Annotated in this window: 21 protein-coding genes; 8 read left to right on the top strand and 13 right to left on the bottom strand. The window is 73.0% G+C overall.

The annotated features are described in order from the left end of the window. Positions 1-14: 14 nt before the first annotated feature. From DMH08_RS20380 to DMH08_RS20340, 9 genes are all read right to left on the bottom strand, one after another. Positions 15-974 carry a catechol 2,3-dioxygenase gene (locus DMH08_RS20380; RefSeq protein ID WP_125617010.1) on the bottom strand — a complete coding sequence of 320 codons (960 nt, stop codon included), beginning with the start codon at positions 972-974 and terminating at the stop codon, positions 15-17. Then, positions 964-2,103, bottom strand: coding sequence for a 4-oxalomesaconate tautomerase (locus DMH08_RS20375; protein ID WP_233617711.1), 1,140 nt, complete (start codon positions 2,101-2,103; stop codon positions 964-966). The genes DMH08_RS20380 and DMH08_RS20375 overlap by 11 nt, the downstream gene beginning before the upstream one ends. Continuing rightward, positions 2,100-2,825, bottom strand: coding sequence for a 4-carboxy-4-hydroxy-2-oxoadipate aldolase/oxaloacetate decarboxylase (locus DMH08_RS20370; protein ID WP_125617007.1), 726 nt, complete (start codon positions 2,823-2,825; stop codon positions 2,100-2,102). Before DMH08_RS20370 ends, DMH08_RS20375 begins: the two co-directional genes overlap by 4 nt. After that, entirely contained in the window at positions 2,822-3,562 is a 741-nt protein-coding gene (locus DMH08_RS20365; protein ID WP_125617005.1) for a PIG-L deacetylase family protein, read from the bottom strand. Before DMH08_RS20365 ends, DMH08_RS20370 begins: the two co-directional genes overlap by 4 nt. A 40-nt stretch (positions 3,563-3,602) precedes the next feature. Continuing rightward, positions 3,603-4,697 (bottom strand): FUSC family protein, encoded by a 1,095-nt coding sequence (locus DMH08_RS20360; protein ID WP_125617002.1) that lies wholly within the window; start codon positions 4,695-4,697, stop codon positions 3,603-3,605. A 101-nt stretch (positions 4,698-4,798) separates the two neighbouring features. After that, on the bottom strand, positions 4,799-5,593 hold the full coding sequence (locus DMH08_RS20355) for a VOC family protein (protein ID WP_026400984.1): 795 nt from the start codon (positions 5,591-5,593) through the stop codon (positions 4,799-4,801). A 78-nt stretch (positions 5,594-5,671) separates the two neighbouring features. Continuing rightward, positions 5,672-6,454, bottom strand: a complete 783-nt coding sequence (locus tag DMH08_RS20350) for a VOC family protein (RefSeq protein ID WP_125616999.1) — start codon at positions 6,452-6,454, stop codon at positions 5,672-5,674. 85 nt (positions 6,455-6,539) lie between these two features. After that, on the bottom strand, positions 6,540-7,814 hold the full coding sequence (locus DMH08_RS20345; RefSeq protein ID WP_125616996.1) for an alpha/beta hydrolase-fold protein: 1,275 nt from the start codon (positions 7,812-7,814) through the stop codon (positions 6,540-6,542). Between the two features lie 189 nt (positions 7,815-8,003). Beyond that, positions 8,004-8,225, bottom strand: a complete 222-nt coding sequence (locus DMH08_RS20340) for a winged helix-turn-helix transcriptional regulator (RefSeq protein WP_199747913.1) — start codon at positions 8,223-8,225, stop codon at positions 8,004-8,006. Positions 8,226-8,398: 173 nt separating this feature from the next. Here DMH08_RS20340 and DMH08_RS41750 point away from each other — a divergent pair, with 173 nt between their 5' ends. Beyond that, positions 8,399-8,983, top strand: coding sequence for an MFS transporter (locus tag DMH08_RS41750; protein WP_233617710.1), 585 nt, complete (start codon positions 8,399-8,401; stop codon positions 8,981-8,983). Between the two features lie 11 nt (positions 8,984-8,994). Next, a complete protein-coding gene (locus DMH08_RS41745) occupies positions 8,995-9,405 on the top strand; it encodes a hypothetical protein (protein WP_233617709.1) in 411 nt (136 codons plus the stop codon). Between the two features lie 17 nt (positions 9,406-9,422). Here DMH08_RS41745 and DMH08_RS20330 read toward each other — a convergent pair whose 3' ends face one another. From DMH08_RS20330 to DMH08_RS20320, 3 genes are all read right to left on the bottom strand, one after another. Beyond that, positions 9,423-10,154, bottom strand: coding sequence for a DUF4097 family beta strand repeat-containing protein (locus DMH08_RS20330; protein WP_026400985.1), 732 nt, complete (start codon positions 10,152-10,154; stop codon positions 9,423-9,425). A 96-nt stretch (positions 10,155-10,250) separates the two neighbouring features. Continuing rightward, complete coding sequence (locus tag DMH08_RS20325) at positions 10,251-11,219, bottom strand: TIGR03557 family F420-dependent LLM class oxidoreductase (protein ID WP_026400986.1); 969 nt, start codon at positions 11,217-11,219, stop codon at positions 10,251-10,253. Positions 11,220-11,263: 44 nt separating this feature from the next. Next, positions 11,264-11,800, bottom strand: a complete 537-nt coding sequence (locus DMH08_RS20320) for a ferritin-like domain-containing protein (protein WP_026400987.1) — start codon at positions 11,798-11,800, stop codon at positions 11,264-11,266. A 249-nt stretch (positions 11,801-12,049) separates the two neighbouring features. Between DMH08_RS20320 and DMH08_RS20315 the strand changes: the two genes are divergently transcribed. From DMH08_RS20315 to DMH08_RS20300, 4 genes are all read left to right on the top strand, one after another. Next, entirely contained in the window at positions 12,050-12,316 is a 267-nt protein-coding gene (locus DMH08_RS20315) for a hypothetical protein (protein WP_026400988.1), read from the top strand. A gap of 117 nt (positions 12,317-12,433) precedes the next feature. Further along, entirely contained in the window at positions 12,434-12,661 is a 228-nt protein-coding gene (locus DMH08_RS20310; RefSeq protein ID WP_026400989.1) for a hypothetical protein, read from the top strand. Continuing rightward, the gene (locus tag DMH08_RS20305; protein ID WP_199747912.1) at positions 12,658-14,028 is read left to right on the top strand and encodes a hypothetical protein; all 1,371 of its coding nucleotides are present in this window, start codon (positions 12,658-12,660) and stop codon (positions 14,026-14,028) included. Before DMH08_RS20310 ends, DMH08_RS20305 begins: the two co-directional genes overlap by 4 nt. A 200-nt stretch (positions 14,029-14,228) precedes the next feature. Next, positions 14,229-15,230, top strand: coding sequence for an alpha/beta hydrolase (locus DMH08_RS20300; protein ID WP_233617708.1), 1,002 nt, complete (start codon positions 14,229-14,231; stop codon positions 15,228-15,230). A 17-nt stretch (positions 15,231-15,247) separates the two neighbouring features. Here the strand turns inward: DMH08_RS20300 and DMH08_RS20295 are convergent, their stop codons facing one another. Then, on the bottom strand, positions 15,248-16,489 hold the full coding sequence (locus DMH08_RS20295; protein WP_233617707.1) for a PP2C family protein-serine/threonine phosphatase: 1,242 nt from the start codon (positions 16,487-16,489) through the stop codon (positions 15,248-15,250). A gap of 296 nt (positions 16,490-16,785) precedes the next feature. On the opposite strand from DMH08_RS20295, the gene DMH08_RS20290 reads away from it, so the two are divergent. Both DMH08_RS20290 and DMH08_RS20285 read left to right on the top strand, forming a co-directional pair. Beyond that, the gene (locus DMH08_RS20290) at positions 16,786-17,649 is read left to right on the top strand and encodes a HalD/BesD family halogenase (RefSeq protein ID WP_125616990.1); all 864 of its coding nucleotides are present in this window, start codon (positions 16,786-16,788) and stop codon (positions 17,647-17,649) included. Positions 17,650-17,719: 70 nt separating this feature from the next. Continuing rightward, complete coding sequence (locus tag DMH08_RS20285) at positions 17,720-18,529, top strand: class I SAM-dependent methyltransferase (protein WP_125616987.1); 810 nt, start codon at positions 17,720-17,722, stop codon at positions 18,527-18,529. The last annotated feature ends 1 nt before the right edge of the window (position 18,530 follow it).

Raw genomic sequence — 18,530 nt, 5'->3', positions numbered from 1 at the left:
GTCCCCGCGCCGGGTCAGGCCACGGGGGGCGTTCCGTGGGTGTGGAACGACTCGATGGTCTGGAGGCCCCACGCCTGGCCCTTGGCGCGTTCGGCCTCCGTCCAGGTGATCGTCCGCCAGTCGGGCGCGAGGACCAGCCGGGCGCCCGGGTTGCACAGTTCGACCCGGTTCCCGCCCGGCTCGTAGACGTACAGGAAGAACGTCTGCTGGATGGCGTGCTTGTGCGGGCCCGTCTCGATGAACACGCCGTTGTCGAGGAAGATGTCGGCGGCGCGGAGGATGTCCTCGCGGGTGTCGGTCGCGAACGCGATGTGGTGCAGCCGCCCGCGGCTGCCCGTCCGGTCCCGCGTGTACACGATGTCGTACGACTTGTTCGTGAACGTCATCCAGCGGCCGGCGATCGTCCCGTCGTCGAGCCTGATCTGCTCGGTGGGGCGCGCGCCCAGGACGTCCCGCAGGACGCCGGTGCTCGGCTCGACCTCGGCGGCCAGGAAGTTGACGTGGTCGAGCCGCCGGACGCACACCCCGAGCGCCGGGTACGCCTGCGCCTGGTTCTTCAGCGACGGCGCCAGCTCGGGCGGCGCCTCGTACCACTCCGACTCCCAGTAGAGCTCCAGCTCGTGCCCGTCCGGGTCGCGGAACACGTAGGTGGGGCCGAGGCCGGGGTCGCCGTCGCGCCAGCCGATGCCGAGCCCGGCGTCCTCGATCGCCCGCACGCGCCGGTCGAGCGCCTCCGGCGAGGACGTCCGCAGCCCGACCCGCCGGATTCCGGACGTGGTGTGCGCGGTGAGCTTCAGCGAATGGTGCTCGTAGTCGTCCCAGGTCCGCAGGTAGACCGAGTCGCCCTCGGTGCCGTTCTCGGTGAGGCCCATGACGCGGGTGAAGAACCAGAGGCTCTTCTCCGGCTCGGGCGTCAGCAGCTCGACGTGGCCGACGTGCGCGATCTCGTGGGCGGGCGAGCGGTCAGGTGCCATGGGGGTCTCCTGGGGGTCGGGGGAAGACGGTGCCGTCGAAGAGCTTGCGGGCGGTCCGGACGATCGCGGCCCGCCGGACGGCCGGGACGCCGCCGCCCGGGCCGTCCGGGCCGTCCGGCGGCGCGCCGAGCCGGACGTCGACGTCGAGGCGCCCGGTGGGGTGCTCGATGCCCAGCGGCGCGCCGGGCGCGGGCGGCCGGGCCAGGTCGTGGCCGACGGCGCCGTCGATGAGCACGGCGGTCGCGACGGTGACGGCGCCCAGCACGCCGATGGAGGTGTGGGCGCGCAGCGGGATGAACGTGCGGGTGGCGATCGTCCCGCCGGCGCGGGGCGGGGCGACGAGGGTGGTCTTCGGGACGGACGCGCCGGCGACGTCCCCGAGTCCCATCAGCTCCCCGGCGCGCAGGCGGAGCGACTGGATCCGGTCCCGCAGCCGGTCCTCCAGCTCGGCGGGCGGCTCGTCGCCGGTGACGCCGAAGTCGGCGGCGGCGGCGACCACGACCGGCATCCCGTTGTCGATGAGGGTGACCTCGACGCCGTCGACGACGTCGCGGACGCGTCCGGTGGGCAGCAGCGCGCCGCCGGTGGCCGAGCCCGCGGTGCCTTCGAAGTCGAGCAGGATCGGGGCGGCCGTCCCGGGCACGCCGGAGATCGCGGTGCCGCCCGCGTACGCGGGGCGCCCGCCCGGGGTGGGGAACGTCGCGGTGGCGACGCTCCCGGAGTTCAGCATCCGGATCCGGACGGCCGTCTCCGCGCCGCGCGCCGCGGCGAGGCCCCGCTCGACGGCGAACGGGCCGACCCCGGCGAGCAGGTTGCCGCAGTTCTGCCGGTCGGAGACGGTCGCCTCGTCCACGCCGATCTGGAGGAACAGGTAGTCGACGTCGGCGGCCGGGTCCGCCGAGGGCGAGACGACGGCGACCTTGCTGGTCAGCGGGTGGGCGCCGCCGATCCCGTCGATCTGCCGGGGGTCGGGGGCGCCCATGAGGCGCAGCAGCAGGCCGTCGCGCTCGGCCGGGTCGGACGGCAGGTCGTCCGCGCGGAAGTACGCGCCCTTCGACGTCCCGCCCCGCATCAGCATGCAGCGCACCCCGCCGTCCCCGGTCACGCGGCCGGTCACGCGGCCGGTCACGCGCCCGTCCCGCCCTCGGCCGCGAGCTCCGCCTCGTACTCGGCGTGCGTGACGTACTCGATGCCCATCCCGGCGAGCCGGTCGCGCAGCCCGTACCGGTCGAGGCCCAGCTCGCCGCGCTGGAACGCGGCGCGCGTCGCCTCCTCCTTCTCCTCCCGGGCGCGGGCCGCGGCGACCGCCTCCGCGACGCGCCCCTGCGGGACGCACAGGACGCCGTCGTCGTCCGCGACGACCGCGTCGCCGGGGCGGACGACCTGACCGCCGATCGCGACCGGGACGTTCACGGCGCCGGGCGTGGCCTTCACCGTGCCCTGCGCGCTGACCGCCGCCGACCACACCGGGAACCCCATCGCGTGCAGCTCCGCGACGTCCCGCACGCCCGCGTCGATGACCAGCCCCCGCACGCCCCGGTGCTGCAGTGCCGTCGCGAACAGCTCGCCGAACATGCCGTCCGTGGAGGGCGACGTCGTCGCCACGACCAGGACGTCGCCGGGACGGCACTGCTCCACGGCCACGTGGATCATCAGGTTGTCGCCGGGCCACGACAGCACCGTCACGGCCGTCCCGGCGATCCGCGCGCCGAGGTGGACGGGGCGGAGGCCGGGCCCGAGGTACCCGGTGCGGCCGAGCGCCTCGTGCACCGTCGCGACGCCGAACGCGGCGAGCACGTCCACCTGCGCGAAGTCGGCGCGCGGCGGGTCGGTGACCACGACCGTCCTCATGCCAGCTCCCGCGTGGTCTGCGGGTACAGCCGGACGTACGCCTCGGCCATGGTGTCGACGGGCAGCCCGAGGTTCGGGCCCGCGTTCCGCTTGAGCTGGACGCCGCGCCGCTTCGCGAGCGCCGTGTAGTAGTCCCACATGTGCCGCTGCGCGGGCAGGCACTCCATCGCGCGCCGCTTGCGCTCGAACACCGGCGTGATGTCCAGCAGCACGTTCGGCTTGAAGTCGCACTGCTCGGGCTGGTGCGGCTCGAAGAAGAAGACGGGCGGGGCGCCCAGCGGCTCGCCCGGCGCGTCGTACCCGATCGCCTGCGCCAGCACCCGCGCCTGGAGCGCCATCCGGGCGGCGGCGGGGTGGTCGCCGTTGTAGGGGTCGGCGAGGGGGTGGGTCAGGACGACCGCCGGCTCGACCTCGCGGTAGACGCGCACCAGCCGGTCCACCAGCTCGTGGCTCTCGACCAGGGGGTAGTCGCCGGCGTCGAGGAACTCGATCTCCGCGCCCAGCTCCGCGGCGGCGGCCTCGGCCTCGGCCCGGCGGATCTTCTTGATCTCGTCCAGCCCCTTGCCCTCCCGCCACGCGCGCGCGGACTCGCCGCGCTCGCCGTAGCTCAGGCACACGACCTTGGCGCGGTCGCCGCGCTCGGCGGCCAGGGCGATGGCGCCGGCCGCGCGCCAGACGAAGTCGCCGGCGTGGGCGCTGATCACGAGGAGGGGGCCGGAGGGGTTCGCAGTGCTCATGGAGCCCTACATTCGACCCTGTAACCGAAATTGTCAACAATTATGGCGACAGTGCGGTGAGGGTGAGGCCGGACAGCCGCAGCAGCTCCCGGCGCGGGTCCCAGATGCCCGGCATCTCCGCCCCCGCCTCCCCGAACGAGCGCTCCAGCCGGTCCTGCAGATCGCGGGCCCGCGCCCGGGCGTCGTCCGCCGCCGCGACCGACTCGCCCGACTCGCAGCGGACGATCTCGGCGAGGGCCCGCAGCAGCCCGGCGTAGTCCGCGCGGAACGCCCGGCCGAGGCGCAGCTCCCCGCTCTCCCCCTCGGTCGCCTCCCGCAGCGTCCCCGCGATCGAGCGCAGGTCGGCCGCCGCGTGCTCCAGCGTCGTCATCTGCCGCGGCGTCCCCCACTGGTCCGCCATCCGCGGCCGCAGCCGGAACCCCCACAGCCGCGCCCGGGGGTTCCCGCGCAGGCTCTCCCGGCCCTGGTCGACCGCGAACCGCGCCTGGTCGACGACGTAGCCGAGCCGCGGCTCCGCCTCGTCCCACCGGCCGCGCCAGTCCTCGTCCTGGTCCGCGACGCCGTCCGCCAGCGCCTCGAACGCCTCCGCCAGGACGTCCCGCACCTGCCGGACCGCGTACTCGCCGCGCCGCAGGTACAGCGGCGGGAACAGCAGGAGGTTCACGACCAGCCCGAACGCGAGCCCCACCCCGACGTCGTACAGGCGCGGATGGACGTACTCGACCACCCGGTCGCCGCCGACCAGCAGCGCGAACAGCGCCGTGAACGCCACCTGCGACGACTGGCTCCCGAACCCGCGCCAGCTCGACAGCAGGAGCCCCGCCACCAGGACGGCGGCGATCCCCGCGGCGTTCGGGCCGACGAGGATCCCGACCGGGATCGCGATGCCCGCGCCCACCAGGAACCCGGCCGCGTAGCCGATGCTCTCCCGCACCGACCGCGCCACCGTCGGGTACACCCCGAGCAGCGCCGCCAGCGGCGCGAAGTACGGCACGGCGTGCCCCACCAGGTACTTCGCGATGAACCACGCGCCGACCGCCGCGACGACGCCCTTCACCGTGATCTTGATCCGGTCTTCCCAGGACCGCCGGTCCGACCGCGGCGCCAGGCGCCGCACCGCTTCCCCGAACTGCATCCGGTCTGGCTGCCCGCAGTCCGCCCGTCGAACCACCGGACGGACGCCGCCCGCCCCGGCGGTCGCCCCCGGAAGCCCCGACCCGGGGCGATCGGCCCCCGCTACCGCGCGCGGCGCGGGCTGATCAGCCCGACGCGCGCCCCGGTCGGATCCATGACGACCGCGAACCGGCCGGGCTCGATGTCGTCCGGCGGCACGGTGACGGTCGCGCCCAGCTCGCCCGCGTGCTCCGCCGCGGCGTCGACGTCGGCGACCTCGAAGTAGGGGACCCAGTCGCCCGGCCACTCGGCCGGCCACGTCGCGTCCATGTGCACCAGCCCGGCCACCGGCCGGACGCCCGCCCTCCAGATCGTGTAGACCCAGTCGCGGTAGTAGCGGCGCTCCGACGCGCGCCACCCGAAGACCTCGCCGTAGAACCGCCGGGCCTTCTCGACGTTCCGGGTCGCCAGCTCCACCCAGTACATCGTCGACGGCTCCCCGGCGACCTCCGCGCCCCGCAGCTCGTCCCCGTGGGGCTGCCAGACGGCGAAGTCCGACCCCTGGAAGTCGGTGAACATCGCCGTCCGCCCCACGTGGGCGAACTCCCTCGGCGGGAGGCGCTCCCGCCCGCCCGCGGCGACGACCGCCCGCGCGACGGCGTCGACGTCCGCGACGGTGAAGTAGGACGTCCACGACGGGGGCTGGGCGGGATCCGCGAGCGTCTGCATCCCGCCGACCGACGGCCCGTCCGCCCCGCCGAGCGTGAAGATCTCGTAGTCGTTCGCCTGCTCGACGGACAGCGTGTACGAGGACCAGCCGAACAGGTCGCCGTAGAAGCGCCTGGACGTCCCGGGGTCCGGGCTCGCGAGGTCGATCCAGCACGGCGTCCCCGGCTCGTACCGCGTCACCTCGGGCATCGGAGGCCCTCCACTGCAGACATGGGTTCCACGCTACGAACGGGGACGCCAATCGCGCCCGAGGCGACCGCGAGGACTTCACCCGGCCCCGGGCAAGCCTTCGCCAACTCGGTCCGGGGCGATCATCGCCAGCCAGGCGCCCAGCGGGTCCACGACGGCCGCGACCCGGCCCGCCGCCGCGTCCCGCGGGGGGACGGCGACGCGCGCGCCCAGCTCGGCGCCCCGGCGCGCGGCGGCGTCGACGTCGGCGACCCGGAAGTACGGGATCCAGCCGCCCGGCCGCTTCTCGTCCATCGGGACCAGGCTCGCCACCGGCCGCGGCCCGACCCGCCAGCCCGTGCGGTCGCCGCGGTCCGCCGCTTCCCACCCGAACACCGCGCCGTAGAAGCGCCGCGCCGACTCGGCCTCGTACGCCGCCAGCTCCGCCCAGTACAGCGCCGACGGCTCCCCCGCGACGTCCGCGCCCTCCACGTCGCGCGGCTCCCAGACCGCGAAGTCGCTCCCCTGGGAGTCGCTGTACATGCCGACGCGCCCCAGGTTGGCGATCCCCGTCGGCGGCAGCAGCTCGACCCCGCCCGCCGCCTCGATCCGCCGCGCGGCCCCCTCCACGCTCTCGACGCGGAAGTAGCACGTCCACGACGGCGGCTGGGCCGGATCGGCGAGCCGCTGCATCCCCCCGACCGTCGGACCGCTCACGCCGCCGAGCGTGAACATGTCGTAGTCGCCCAGCGTGTCGATGGTCAGCGTGTACGAGGTCCAGCCGAGCAGGCCGCCGTAGAACCGCTTGGACGCCGCCGGGTCCGGGCTCACGAGATCGAACCAGCACGGCGTCCCCGGCGCGTACCGCGTCACCTCCGCCATGCCGTCCACGCTACGGACGCGGACGCCAATCCCGCCGCGGGCGACGTCGCGGAGTTCGCCTGCGCACGGTCAAGCGTTCACCAGGTCAGAGCTTCTTCGCGCCGATCGCCCCGGCGACGAGCGGGAAGCTCTTGGCCAGCTCCGGGCGCCAGTACTTCCAGTTGTGCATGCCCTTGCCGTACAGGCTGTCGGTGACCTGGACCCCGGCCTTCTCCGCCGCCTCGACGAAGTTGACGTTCATCCGGTAGGCGAGCCGCTCGCCGACCCGCCCGGCGTCCCAGAACGCCGCGTTCGGGTTGTCGTACTGGCCGGGCTCGCCGTTCCCGCACGAGATGTACACGCCGACGCCCTTGAGCTTGTCGACCATCACCGTCGCGTCGTGCTGCCGCCACACGTTCCGGTTCGTGATCGGGTCGCCCCAGATCTTCGTCCCCGCCTCCTTGTTGATGGAGACGAGGAACGCGGGGACGCCCGGCGCCGTGATGTTCAGCGCGCCGCTGTAGGACGCGACGTACTTGAACATGCCCGTGTGCCGCTGGGCGTACGTCACCGCGCCCTGCCCGCCGGACGAGAGCCCGATCGCGGCGCGGCTCGTCCCGGCGTGGAAGTTGCGCTCCATCAGCGGGATGACCTCCTCGATGTGGAAGGTCTCCCACATCGGGATGCCGCCCTTGCCGTCGTTCCACCAGTTGCTGTACGAGCCCTGCCAGCCGCCTTCGGGCATCACGACCATCGCGTCGTAGTCGGCGACGACCTGCTCGATCTGCGAGTCCTTGGTCCAGGACTGGTAGTTGTTGTTGCCGCCGTGGTACGCGTACACGACCGGCCAGGACCGCTTGGCGCCGGCCTTCCAGCCCTTCGGCAGCAGCAGCCGCGTCTTGACCGTCGTTCCCAGCGCCGGGGAGGCGATGGAAACGTCGTACATGCGCGTGCCGACCTTCTTCACGCCGGTGATCTTCGCGCCGTCCGGCGCGGGCGCGTACTTGCTGGGCTTGTCGGCGGCGCCGCCCGGCAGGTGCGGCTTCTTCCCGTGGTTCGACGTGTTGGTGTCGGGGTCGTTCGAGGCCGGCTTGCCGGAGCCCGTGTTGAACGGGTCGGTGCTCATCGGCCGGTTCGGCACCTCGGGGATCGGCGACGCGGTCGGCGACGGCGAGCCTCCCGGCCCGGTCGGCGTCCCCGGTGCGCCCGGCTGCGTCGCCGGGCCGAAGGACGGCACGGGCTGCGACGCCCCCGCGTTCTCCGAGTCCTTCGCCGGCACGCCCACGCCCGCCTGCGCGAGCCCCACCATCAGGGCGGGCAGCAGAACGGCGGCCGTCGCGGTGCCGATGACGGCGATCTTCCGATCGGTACGCTTCTTCATGGGCTCCCCAGCAGCCGATGGCTCCCAGCCGGTCAGGCCGTGCTGTGCTCCGCGCCCCGGCCCGCTACTCACTCGCGGACGAAACTACTGTCCCGGACGTCCCAGTCGCAAGTATTGGCAAAGAATGCAATAGCAGCGTTACGCCGTAAAACGAGAACGGGAACGTGCCATTCACGGACGGACGGCCATTCACGGACGGACGGCGCGGGCCGCGGCCTCGCGCTCCGCGTCCAGCCGGCGGGCCTCCTCCTGCTCGGCGGCGACGCGCGCGTCGTAGGCGGAACGGGCGGCGGCGATCGCGTTCTGGTGCTCCTCGGTCCACGTGACGAGCGCCCGGATCGTCGAGTGCAGCGTCTCCCCCATCGGCGTCAGCTCGTAGTCGACGCGGGCGGGAACCGGTCCCCCGGTCATGAGAGGGGCGAGGTCATGGCCACATCCGCCGTCCGCATGGACGGACGCACCTGGGCGATGCTCATGGTGCTTTGCGGTGCGATCTTCCTCGGGGGGGTCGACGTCGCGATGCTGAACGTGGCGCTGCCGTCCATCCGGGCGGACCTCGGGCTGTCGAGGGGATGCTCAGCGGCGTGGTCAGCGCGTACGTGCTCGGATACGGCGGCTTCATGCTGCTGGGCGGCCGCGCCGCCGACCTGCTGGGACACCGCCGCGTCTTCCTGACCTGGCTCGTCGTGTTCCTGGTGTTCTCGGGGCTCGGCGGGTTCGCCACCGAGGGCTGGATGCTGCTGGTCTCCCGGTTCGTGACCGGGGTGGCGTCGGCGTTCCTGGCGCCGGCCGGGCTGGCGCTGGTCACGGCGGCGTTCCCGGCCGGACCCGCGCGGACGAAGGCGCTCGGGATCTACGCGGGGACCGCGGCGGGCGGGTTCACGCTCGGCCTGGTCGCGGGCGGGCTGCTCACCTCGCTCGGCTGGCGCTGGGTGTTCTTCGCGCCGGTGATCCTCGCGGCGCTGATCCTGGCCGCGGCCGTCCCGCTGGTGAAGGCGCCGCACTCCCCGGAGCCGCGGACGGGCGGGTTCGATCTCGCGGGCTCGTTCGCCGTCACCGGGTCGATGCTGCTGCTCGCGTACGGGGTCGTCCGGCTGGAGCACGCGGGCGGCAGACGGGCCTCGCGCTGCTCGCCCTCGGCGCCGACGTCGTCCTGGCGCCCACGCTGACGCCGCGCCTCGTGAACCGGTTCGGCAACGTGCGGGTGCTGTTCGGCGGGCTCCTCGTCGCCGCGGCGGCGTACGGGCTGTTCCTGCCGCTCGGGATCGACTGGGCCTACCTCCTGATGTTCCCGCTCCTGTTCCTGATCGGCGTGGACGAGCGCGAGCACGGCGTCGCGGCCGGGCTGCTTTACACCGCGATCCAGTTCGGCATGGCGCTCGGGCTGTCGGCGGTGACGGCGGTCCACGTCGCGGCGCTCGGTGACGGCGGACCGGCGGGGGCCCGGCTGGACGCGCTGCGGACGGCCCTGCTCGTCCCGTTCGGCGCGGTCCTGCTCGCGGCGTTCGTCACCGCGTTCGGCCTGCGGGAGCGCCGCCGCGCGCCCGGACCCGCCGAGCCCGTCCCGTCCGCCGTCGAAGCCTCGGCCTGAGCACCGCCCCGGACCGGTCAGGGGGCCGTCGCGGTGATGTCGCCGTTGCCGCTCTTCAGGTCGAGGCGGCGCGGGGCGGACGGGGCGGTGGGGACGTTGACGCGCTCGTCGCCGTTGCCGGTGGTCGCGGAGACGCGGTAGGGGCCGCCGGTGACGGTGACGGTGATGTCGCCGTTGGACGTCTCGGCGCGGACGTCCGCCGGGACGGACGGGACGAGGGTGATGGCGCCGTTCGACGTCTTCGCGTCGATCCGCCGGGCCTTCAGGTTGTGCCCCTCGATGCGGCCGTTGGACGTCTTCGCCCGGATCGGCCCCGTGACGCCGGCCAGGCGGATCGAACCGGAGCCGGTGGTGACGTCCACCTCACCGGTCCCGTGGAGGTGCAGGGAGCCGCTGGAGGCGCCGCCGCTCACCGGGACGCCCGCCGGGACGTCCACCGTGTAGCTCGCCGAGCACCCGCGCCCGCAGCCGGCGAGGACCAGGACGCCGTCCTCGATCCGGTGGGTGGCGCCGTCCGGGCGGTCCGCCCGGTACTTGAGGGTGCGGCGCAGGTACGGCTTCGCGGCGCCGGCCCGCACCGTCACGCTGCCCGAGCGGACGTCGACGCGCACGGCCTCGATGCCGGACGGCAGCTTCGCCTCGTCCCGGTGCGTGTCCGCGGGGCCGAGCGAGGCGAACGAGACGTCGCACGCGGCCAGCGCGATCGTCCCGGCGGTGGTGAGGGCGAGGGCGCAGAGCAGCCGGTACACGTTTCCTCCCGGGTTCGTGGTTCGCCCCGAACCTACGAACCCGGGAACCGGGCGGTCGCCACGCCGGGGAGCCATCCCCGGTGTGGCTCCCAGGTCTCAGCCGAATCGCTCGCGAAGCGCAGGGAGGAGCTCCATCTCGGCCCAGGTGCGGAAATCCTTCTGGTGCTCGGCCCCGGACTGGCAGAACGAGATGTGCGTGAACCCTGCGTCGGCCCACTGCTGGACCGCCTCCAGGTAGTCGTTCACGTCGTTCCCGCACGGGACGGACTGCGCCACGTCCTCGGGACGGACGGTCTTCGTCGCGGCCTCGAAGTTGACCGGGCCCGGAAGCTCCGCCATGACCTTCCACCCGGAGGCGGAGAACTTCCATGTGCGGTGGGCCCGCTGCTTGCACTCCTCGTAGTCCTGGCCGTAGGCGATCGGGATCTGGCCGTAGACGGGCTTGCCGCCGCCGCCCTCGCCGTGGAAGAGGGAGACGACGTCGGGCACCGGCTGGTCGGAGATGAGCAGGTCGGCGTGCCGCGCGGCGAGCCGTCCCGCGCGGGCGCCGAACGCCGCCATGCCGATGCGGACCGGTTCGTCCGGCAGGTCGTACAGCTTCGCCGAGTCGACGGTGAAGTGGCGGCCCCGGTAGTTCACGTAGTCGCCGCCGAACAGCGCCCGGATGATCTCCACGGCCTCGGCGAACATCTCGTGCCGGACGTCCACCGACGGCCAGCCGCGGCCGATGACGTGCTCGTTGAGGTTCTCCCCGGCGCCGAGGCCGAGGGTGAACCGGCCGTCCGACAGCACGCCCATCGTGGCGGCCTTCTGCGCCACGACGGCCGGGTGGTACCGCATGATCGGGCACGTCACGAACGTCATCAGCGGGATGCGGTGGGTGGCCTGGGCGAGCGCGCCGAGCACCGACCAGGCGTAGGCCGAGTGGCCCTGATCCTCCAGCCACGGGAAGTAGTGGTCGGAGACGACCGAGAAGCCGAAGCCGGCTTCCTCGGCCTCCACCAGGTCGGTGACCAGCTGCTTCGGCGGGGTCTGCTCGCACAGGAGCGTGTATCCGAATTCCATGCCGCCCCGCATACCCGGCGTGTCCGGGGTGACACGGTCGCCGGTCACTTCCCGAGGAGGTCCATCAGGTCGTCGGCGTGCTCCTCCTCGTCCGCGAGGATGTCCTCCATCAGGCGGCGGGTGGTGACGTCGCCGTCGCCGAGCCAGCGGATGATCTCCTGGTAGGACTCGATGACGATGCGCTCGGCCACGAGGTTCTCCTCGAGCATGCCGCGCAGGTCGCCGTCCTCGAACGTCCGGTACTGGGTGTGCGAGCGCCGCGCGAGGGTCTCGGGGTCGAAGTCGGGGGTCCCGCCGAGCTGGCTGATGCGCTCGGCCGCCCGCAGCGCGTGGTGGCGCTCCTCGTGCGCGTGCTCGTTGAACTCGCCGGCGACCTGGGCCCGGTCGATGCCGGACGCGCTGATCGCGTGCTGCGCGTAGCGCATCCAGCAGACGACCTCGGTCGCGACGACGTCGTTGAGGACGGCGATGACCTCCTCGGGGCTCCGCCGGTAGCCGTCGGTCACCGGGCCCGCGTCCATCTTCTGCCGGGCGCGTTCCCGGATCGCCGCCACGTCGATGCTGAAGCTGCCGTCGGCCATGCTCTCTCTCCTCGTCCCCCGCGCGGATCAGGCCCTCGCCGACCGCTGTGACGCCCTCCTCCTACCCAGCTCGGAAAGGTCATGCATCGGACAAGCCGATGACACGCGGTAGCGAAAGGATCACCCTGAGAGTTGGCACTCTCCGTGAGGGGTGCTATACGTAGAGCTACACCGCTGCGAACCGCAGCGGGACAGGGACGACCGGTATCCACCTTGGAGTCCGGGCCTGACAAGGAGAAAAGGAACCACATGAAGTCCTTCAGCTACACCGAACTGGACATGCTCGCCGGCGAGGTTCTGCCGGAGCGCGCCGTGCTGTCCACCCTTCTCGTCGGTGGGGGCAACGAGAACGAGAACGCCAACCTGAACCTGGGCGGCCACGACGGCGACGACACCACGGTCGTCAGCGCCTGCTCCTCCAACAGCAACCAGCCGGCGACCGGCCTGCTCACCATCATCAACGGTGTGCCCGCGGCCAACTCGCAGATCTGCACGCCGGCCGCGATCCAGGGCTGACCTCAGTTCTGACATCGCGGGCTTCGGCCTGCACAGGAAGGGCTGGCGTTCGTACGCCAGCCCTTCCCCCTTATCGACCATGACCATCTGCTTACGGACGGACCCGAAAGCGAGCTCATGAACCCTCAGCAATACACCTACGCCGACCTGGAGCGCCTCACGGGCGAGGTGCTGCCGCAGCGCCTCGCGCTGTCGGGCGGCGGCGGCGACACGGTCGTCTTCTACGCCTGCCAGGCGACGTACTCCGCGGGCACCACCGGGCTGCTCGGCACCGGGCTGCTCGCCCAGCCGCCGCACTCCACGCTGACGTGCGTCCCGGCGGCCGTCGTCCACGACAACCCATGAGCACGGGCCCGACCCCGACCGTGGACGGCGCGGGGCCCCCCGCGGTCCTCACCCTGCCGACCCTCGCCGACGGCACCGAGCTGGTCGGAGAGTTCAAGAACTCCGGCTACCGCGAGCCGCCGCAGCTCGTCAGCCTGCCGAACCGCCAGCTCGTCCGGCTCCCGCCGCTGCTGTTCCACGTCGTCAAGGCGCTGCACGAGCACCGGCACCTGGCCGGGACGGCCGACGTCGAGACGGCCCTCGACCGGGTGGCCGACGCCGCCTCCCGGGAGGCGGGCGCCCGGCTGACCGGCGAGCAGATCGTCTACCTCGTCGACCGCAAGCTGGCCCCGCTCGGCGTCACCACCTACAGCGACGGCACCGCGCCGCCGGTCGTCAAGGCCAACCCGTTCCTCGGGCTGAAGTTCAAGGTCGCGGTGATCCCGGAGTCGGTGAGCTCGCTGCTCGGCGGGATGTTCGCCTGGCTGCTGAGCCCCTTCGCGATCATCCCGGTGCTCGCGGCGCTCGTCGTCAGCGAGGTCTGGGTGTTCACGTCCCGCTCCGTCGTCGACGCGCTCCAGCTGACCATCGTCAATCCCGTCGGCATCCTCATGATCATGGGCTTGGGGCTGCTGTCGGTGGCGTTCCACGAGGTCGGGCACGCCGCGGCGTGCCGGTACGGGGGCGTGAAGCCGGGCGTCATGGGGTTCGGCATCTACGTGGTGTGGCCCGCGTTCTACACCGACATCACCGAATCGTACCGGCTCGGCCGGGGCGGGCGGCTGCGCGCCGACCTGGCCGGCGTGTACTTCAACGGCGTCTTCATCGTCGCGCTGACGCTGCTCTACCTGCAGACGGGGTACGAGCCGCTCCTGGTCGCGCTGCTCTACGTCAACCTGGAGATCCTGCAGCAGCTCCTGCCGACCATGCGGTTCGACGGCTACTACATCATGTCCGACCTGGCCGGCATCCCCGACCTGTTCAAGTACATCAAGCCGATCCTGCGCCGGACGCTGCTGCGGCGCCCGCCGGACGCGCTGCTGCGGGACCTGAAGCGCTGGCCGCAGGTCTTCGTCGCGTTCTGGGTCCTCGCGGTGTTCCCCGTGATGATCCTGCAGCTCTCGCTGATCGCCTACCGGGTGCCCGAGCTGCTGGCGCTCGCCTGGGGGAAGGTGCGGCGGCTGATCGAGGACGCCGTGGCCGGCGGCGACCCGCTGGCGCTGGTCATCGCCCTGCTGCAGACACTGATGATCGTGCTGCCCGTCGCCGGGCTCGTGCTGATCCTCTACTCGGTCGGCCGGAGCCTGACGCGGTGGGCGGTCCGCTCGGTCCGCAAGCCCGCGCCCCCCGGCAAGGGTCCCGCCGCCGGCCCGGTGCCGGACGCCTGACCCGGTGCGCGCGGCCGCCCCGCGCGCAGCAACGGCCCATCGAGCGCCGGACGCCCGCGAGCGTCCGGCGCTCTCGCATGACCGTATAAAATGCACCGAACACACTCCAATGCATTTTATACGCCTTTCCGGCGCCGCATTCACGATCGGCGAAACGGGAACTTACTCTGAGTAGGTTCCTTTTCCCGAAAGGCTCCCCCGTGTTCCGCCGCAGCGCCGCCGCCGCATGCGCGGCGATCCTCGCCCCGACCGTCCTGTCCGCCCCGCCCGCGCTCGCCGCCCCGCCCGCCCGCGTCCCGCCGCACGCCGCCGCGCACGCCGCGACGGGCGGCGCCCGGGTGGTCGCGGAGACCCGGGTCGCCCCCCGCACCCTGGACCTCACCATCGAGTCGCCGGCGATGGGCCGGCGCGAGAAGGTGCGGCTGCTCGTCCCGGACGGCTGGTCGCGGGACGCGCACCGCACCTGGCCGACGCTGTGGCTGCTGCACGGCGGCGTCGACGACCACACCGCCTGGACCCGCGACACCGACGTCGCGGAACTCACCGCCGGCTCGGACGTCATCGTCGTCATGCCGAACGGCGGCCGGTGCGGGAACTACTCCGACTGGTGGAACTACGGCGACGGCGGCCCGCCGCGCTGGGAGACGTTCCACATGACCGAGGTCCGCGGAATTCTGGAACGCGAATACGGCGCCGGGAAGCGGCGGGCGATCGCGGGGAATTCCATGGGCGGGCTCGGCGCGATGCTGTACGCGGCGCGCTTCCCCGGCATGTTCGAGGCCGCCGCGGCCTTCAGCGGCTACCTGCACACCCTCGACGGGCACACCCCCGGCGACGACTCCATCGGCTGGGGCCCGTCCTTGTCCTGCCCGGGGACGGACTGGCGGCGCGTGTGGGGCGACCCCGACGACCAGGCCGCGATCTGGCGCGCGCACAACCCGACCGACCAGGCCGGACGGCTCGCCGGGGTGCGGCTGTGGGTGGCGAGCGGCGACGGCCGGCGCGGCGACCTCGGCGGGTGGCCGTTCACCGACCCGGTGGAGGCGGCGACGCACCGGCACGGCCGCGCGTTCGTCGACCGGCTCCGCGACCACGGCGTCCCGGTCACGGCGCGGTTCTACCGCGGGCAGCACACGTGGCCGTACTGGCAGCGCGAACTGCACGAGGCGTACCCGATGCTGATGCGGGCGCTGCGCGGCTGACCCGTGCGGGCGCCGTCTCAGAGCCCGGTCGACCGTTTCGCCGCCCGCTCCCCGCCGGACGGCCCGTACCACTCCAGGAGCAGGACCGTGGCGTCGTCGTCCAGGCGTCCGGCGTGGTGCTCCAGGATGCCGCGGATGAGCCGCCGCAGCGTCTCGGGGACGGGCAGGCCCGCGGCGTCGTGCCGGACGATGAAGTCGACGAACCGGGCGATGCCGAACTCGCGCTTGCTCGGATCGCGGGCCTCGACGACCCCGTCGGTGTAGAGGATGACGCGGTCGCCCGGCTGGAGCTGCTCCTCGCACACCCGCGGGGGCAGGTCGAGGCCGGTGCCGAGCGGGACGCCCGGGGCGCACTCCAGGGTCGTCACCCAGCGCCCGCCGCGGATGACGATCGGCGGCGGATGCCCGTACGAGGCCCACGCGAGCATCCCGGTCGACAGGTGCAGGCTGGCCAGCACCGCGGTGACGAACCGGCCCGAGGAGTCCTGCTCGACGAGGGCCTCCTCGATGGCCCGCCCGTTCTCCAGGAGGTCGCCGCCCTCCACCCGGTTGTTCCGGTACGCCGCGACCGCCAGGTTGGACGTCAGGCCCGCGGCCGTGTCGTGGCCCATGGCGTCGAACACGCCGAGGTGCACGATCTCGCCGTACAGGCCGTAGTCGAAGGTGTCGCCGCCCAGCTTGTAGGCGGGTTCGAGCGCGGCGGCGATCACCATCTCGTTGTTGGCGAAGGTCATCGGGGGCAGCAGCCGCCACTGCATCTCGGCGGACACCGTCATGTGCCGGGTGCGGACCAGCCGGGCGAGCGAGTCGCTCGACGGGCCCTTGCTGACGATCATCAGCGCGGTGAGGGCCGCGAGCGACTCGGCGAGCCGCAGGGCCGCGGCGTCGTCCGCCATGGTGAGCCGCACCACGCCGAGGCGTTCGGTCCCGTCCAGCAGGGGCAGCCACCAGTGGCACAGCCCGTCGGCGGCGTCGCCGCCGCGCACCGGGACGACGCTCTGGAAGGCGCGGCCCGCGAGGGTCCCGTCGACCCGGATGTCCGGGACGGCGCCCTCGGCGGCGCCCTCCGCGATCTCGCGGTCCGTCTCCCGGCCGGTCAGGAGGCGGAGCACGCCCTGCTGCAGGTCCACCATGTAGATCCGCATGTCGTGCAGCCCGACCGCGGCGGCGTGCCCGGCGACGACGTCGGGGACCTGCTTCAGCGACGTCAGGTGGCTGGCGGCGAGCAGGTCCGCCAGCATGCGCTCGCCGCCGTCCACGCGCTCGGCCCTTCCGCTCGGATGCAGGTCCCGCGATGCGTGTACCCGGCTGCGCTGTGAAAACACGGCCCCGCGCGGGGCCCCCACCGGGCTGGCGGGGCGTGCACGCGGCGTGAGATGGGACACACGGACGGGTGCGGCGGTGCGGCCGCCGCGACAATTTGGAACGTTCGAAAGCACAGGTCACCGGCCCCGTTCATCAGCTTCTGATAAATCGCCCCAGAAAGGTGCACCGTGAATTGATACAAGGGATGTGCTAAAACCCGTCTTGAGTTCGCCGAGGCGGAAGGACGTCCATGGGCGCGGCAACGGAACCGGACCGGGCGATCGACACCGAACGCTATCCCCTCGCCGCGCCGGCGAGCGCGCGCTGGGACGAGGTCGTCTCCGCGACCCGGGCCGAACTGGCGGAGACCGGCTGCTGCGTGCTGCCCGACTTCGTCCGCCCGGAATGGCAGGAGACGCTCCGGGCCGAATGCGCGTCCGTCGAACGGGACGCGCATTTCGACGTCGAAACGGTGAACGCCTACAACATCGACGTGCACGCGCCGCTGCCGGAGGGCCACCCCGGACGGCTCACCGTCGAGCGGGGGAACGCGTTCGTCGCCCGCGACCGCCTGCCGCCGGACCACATCGTCCCCCGGCTCTATTCGAACCCGCTTTTCCGGCATTTCGTCGCGAACTGTTTCGGGCTGCCGGAGGTGCACGAGCTGGCCGACCCGCTGTCGGGGCTCGTGCTCAACGTCGTCCGACCGGGGATGGAGCACCCCTGGCACTTCGACACGAACGAGTTCACGGTCAGCCTGCTGACGCAGGAGGCGGAGGGCGGGGGCGTCTTCGAGTACTGCCCGAACATCAGGTCCGCGGAGGCGGAGAACTTCGACGACGTGCGGCGCGTGCTCACCGGCGAGGGCGCGCACCTGGTCCGCGGCCTCACGCTGCGGCCCGGCGACCTCCAGCTGTTCAAGGGGCGCTACTCGCTGCACCGGGTGAGCGCCGTCCGCGGCGCGACGGCCCGGCACACCGCGATCTTCGCCTACAGCGAGCGCCCGGGGGTGGTGGGCAGCGTGGCCCGCACCCGGCAGCTCTTCGGCCGCGTGCTGCCCGAGCATCACGCCGCCGAAGGCCGCGCCGTCCGGGTGGACGCCCTGCTCGACTGACCGCTCCCCTCCGCCGGCCCCCTCCTTCGAGCCCGTTCCTCCAGCCCCCCGTGAGGAAGGACCGCGATCCGTGCGCGTCGACACGTCCGGAAAGATCTCGCTCGACCACATCTACACGCAGCCCGACCCCCGCGCCTACTTCACGACGCTGCGGGACCTCGACTACCGCATCCCCCAGCTCGCCCGCCCGCACTTCGCCGCGCTGCTCGACGAGTACCGCGCGGCGCGGAACGTCGCCGTCCCGACCGTGCTCGACATCGGCTGCTCCTACGGCATCAACGCGGCGCTGCTGAAATACGGGATCACGATGGGCGAGCTGTACGAGCGCTACAGCGGCGCCGACGCCCACCGGCGGACCCGCGACGCGCTGCTGGCCCGCGACCGCGAGCTGAGCGGCCGCGCCGCGCGCACCGCCCCCGCGCGCTTCATCGGCCTGGACGCCTCCGGCAACGCCCTGTCCTACGCGCTCGACGCCGGGTTCCTGGACGGCGCCGTCCACGCCGACCTCGAGAGCGACGACCCGACGGGCCCGCAGCGGGACCTGCTCGCGGAGACCGACCTCGTCGTCTCCACCGGCTGCCTCGGCTACGTCACCGAGCGGACGATCGCCCGCGTCCTCGCCGCGTGCGGCGCGCGGCGCCCGTGGATGGCGCACTTCGTCCTGCGGATGTTCCCGTTCGCCCCGATCGCCGAGACGCTCGCCGCGGCCGGCTACGAGACCGTCCGGAGCGAGGGCCTGTTCCGGCAGCGGCGGTTCGCCACGCCGCAGGAGCGCGAGAACGTGCTGCTGCGGCTCGCGGACGCCGGGATCGACCCGGGCGGCCTGGAGACCGACGGCTGGTACTACGCCGAACTGCACGTGTCCCGCCCCCGCCCCTGAC

Source organism: Actinomadura sp. WAC 06369 (assembly GCF_003947565.1).
Classification (GTDB): Bacteria; Actinomycetota; Actinomycetes; order Streptosporangiales; family Streptosporangiaceae; genus Spirillospora; species Spirillospora rifamycini.
The sequence above is the reverse complement of the archived record's forward strand: the minus strand, read 5'-3'. Positions and strand labels throughout refer to the sequence as shown.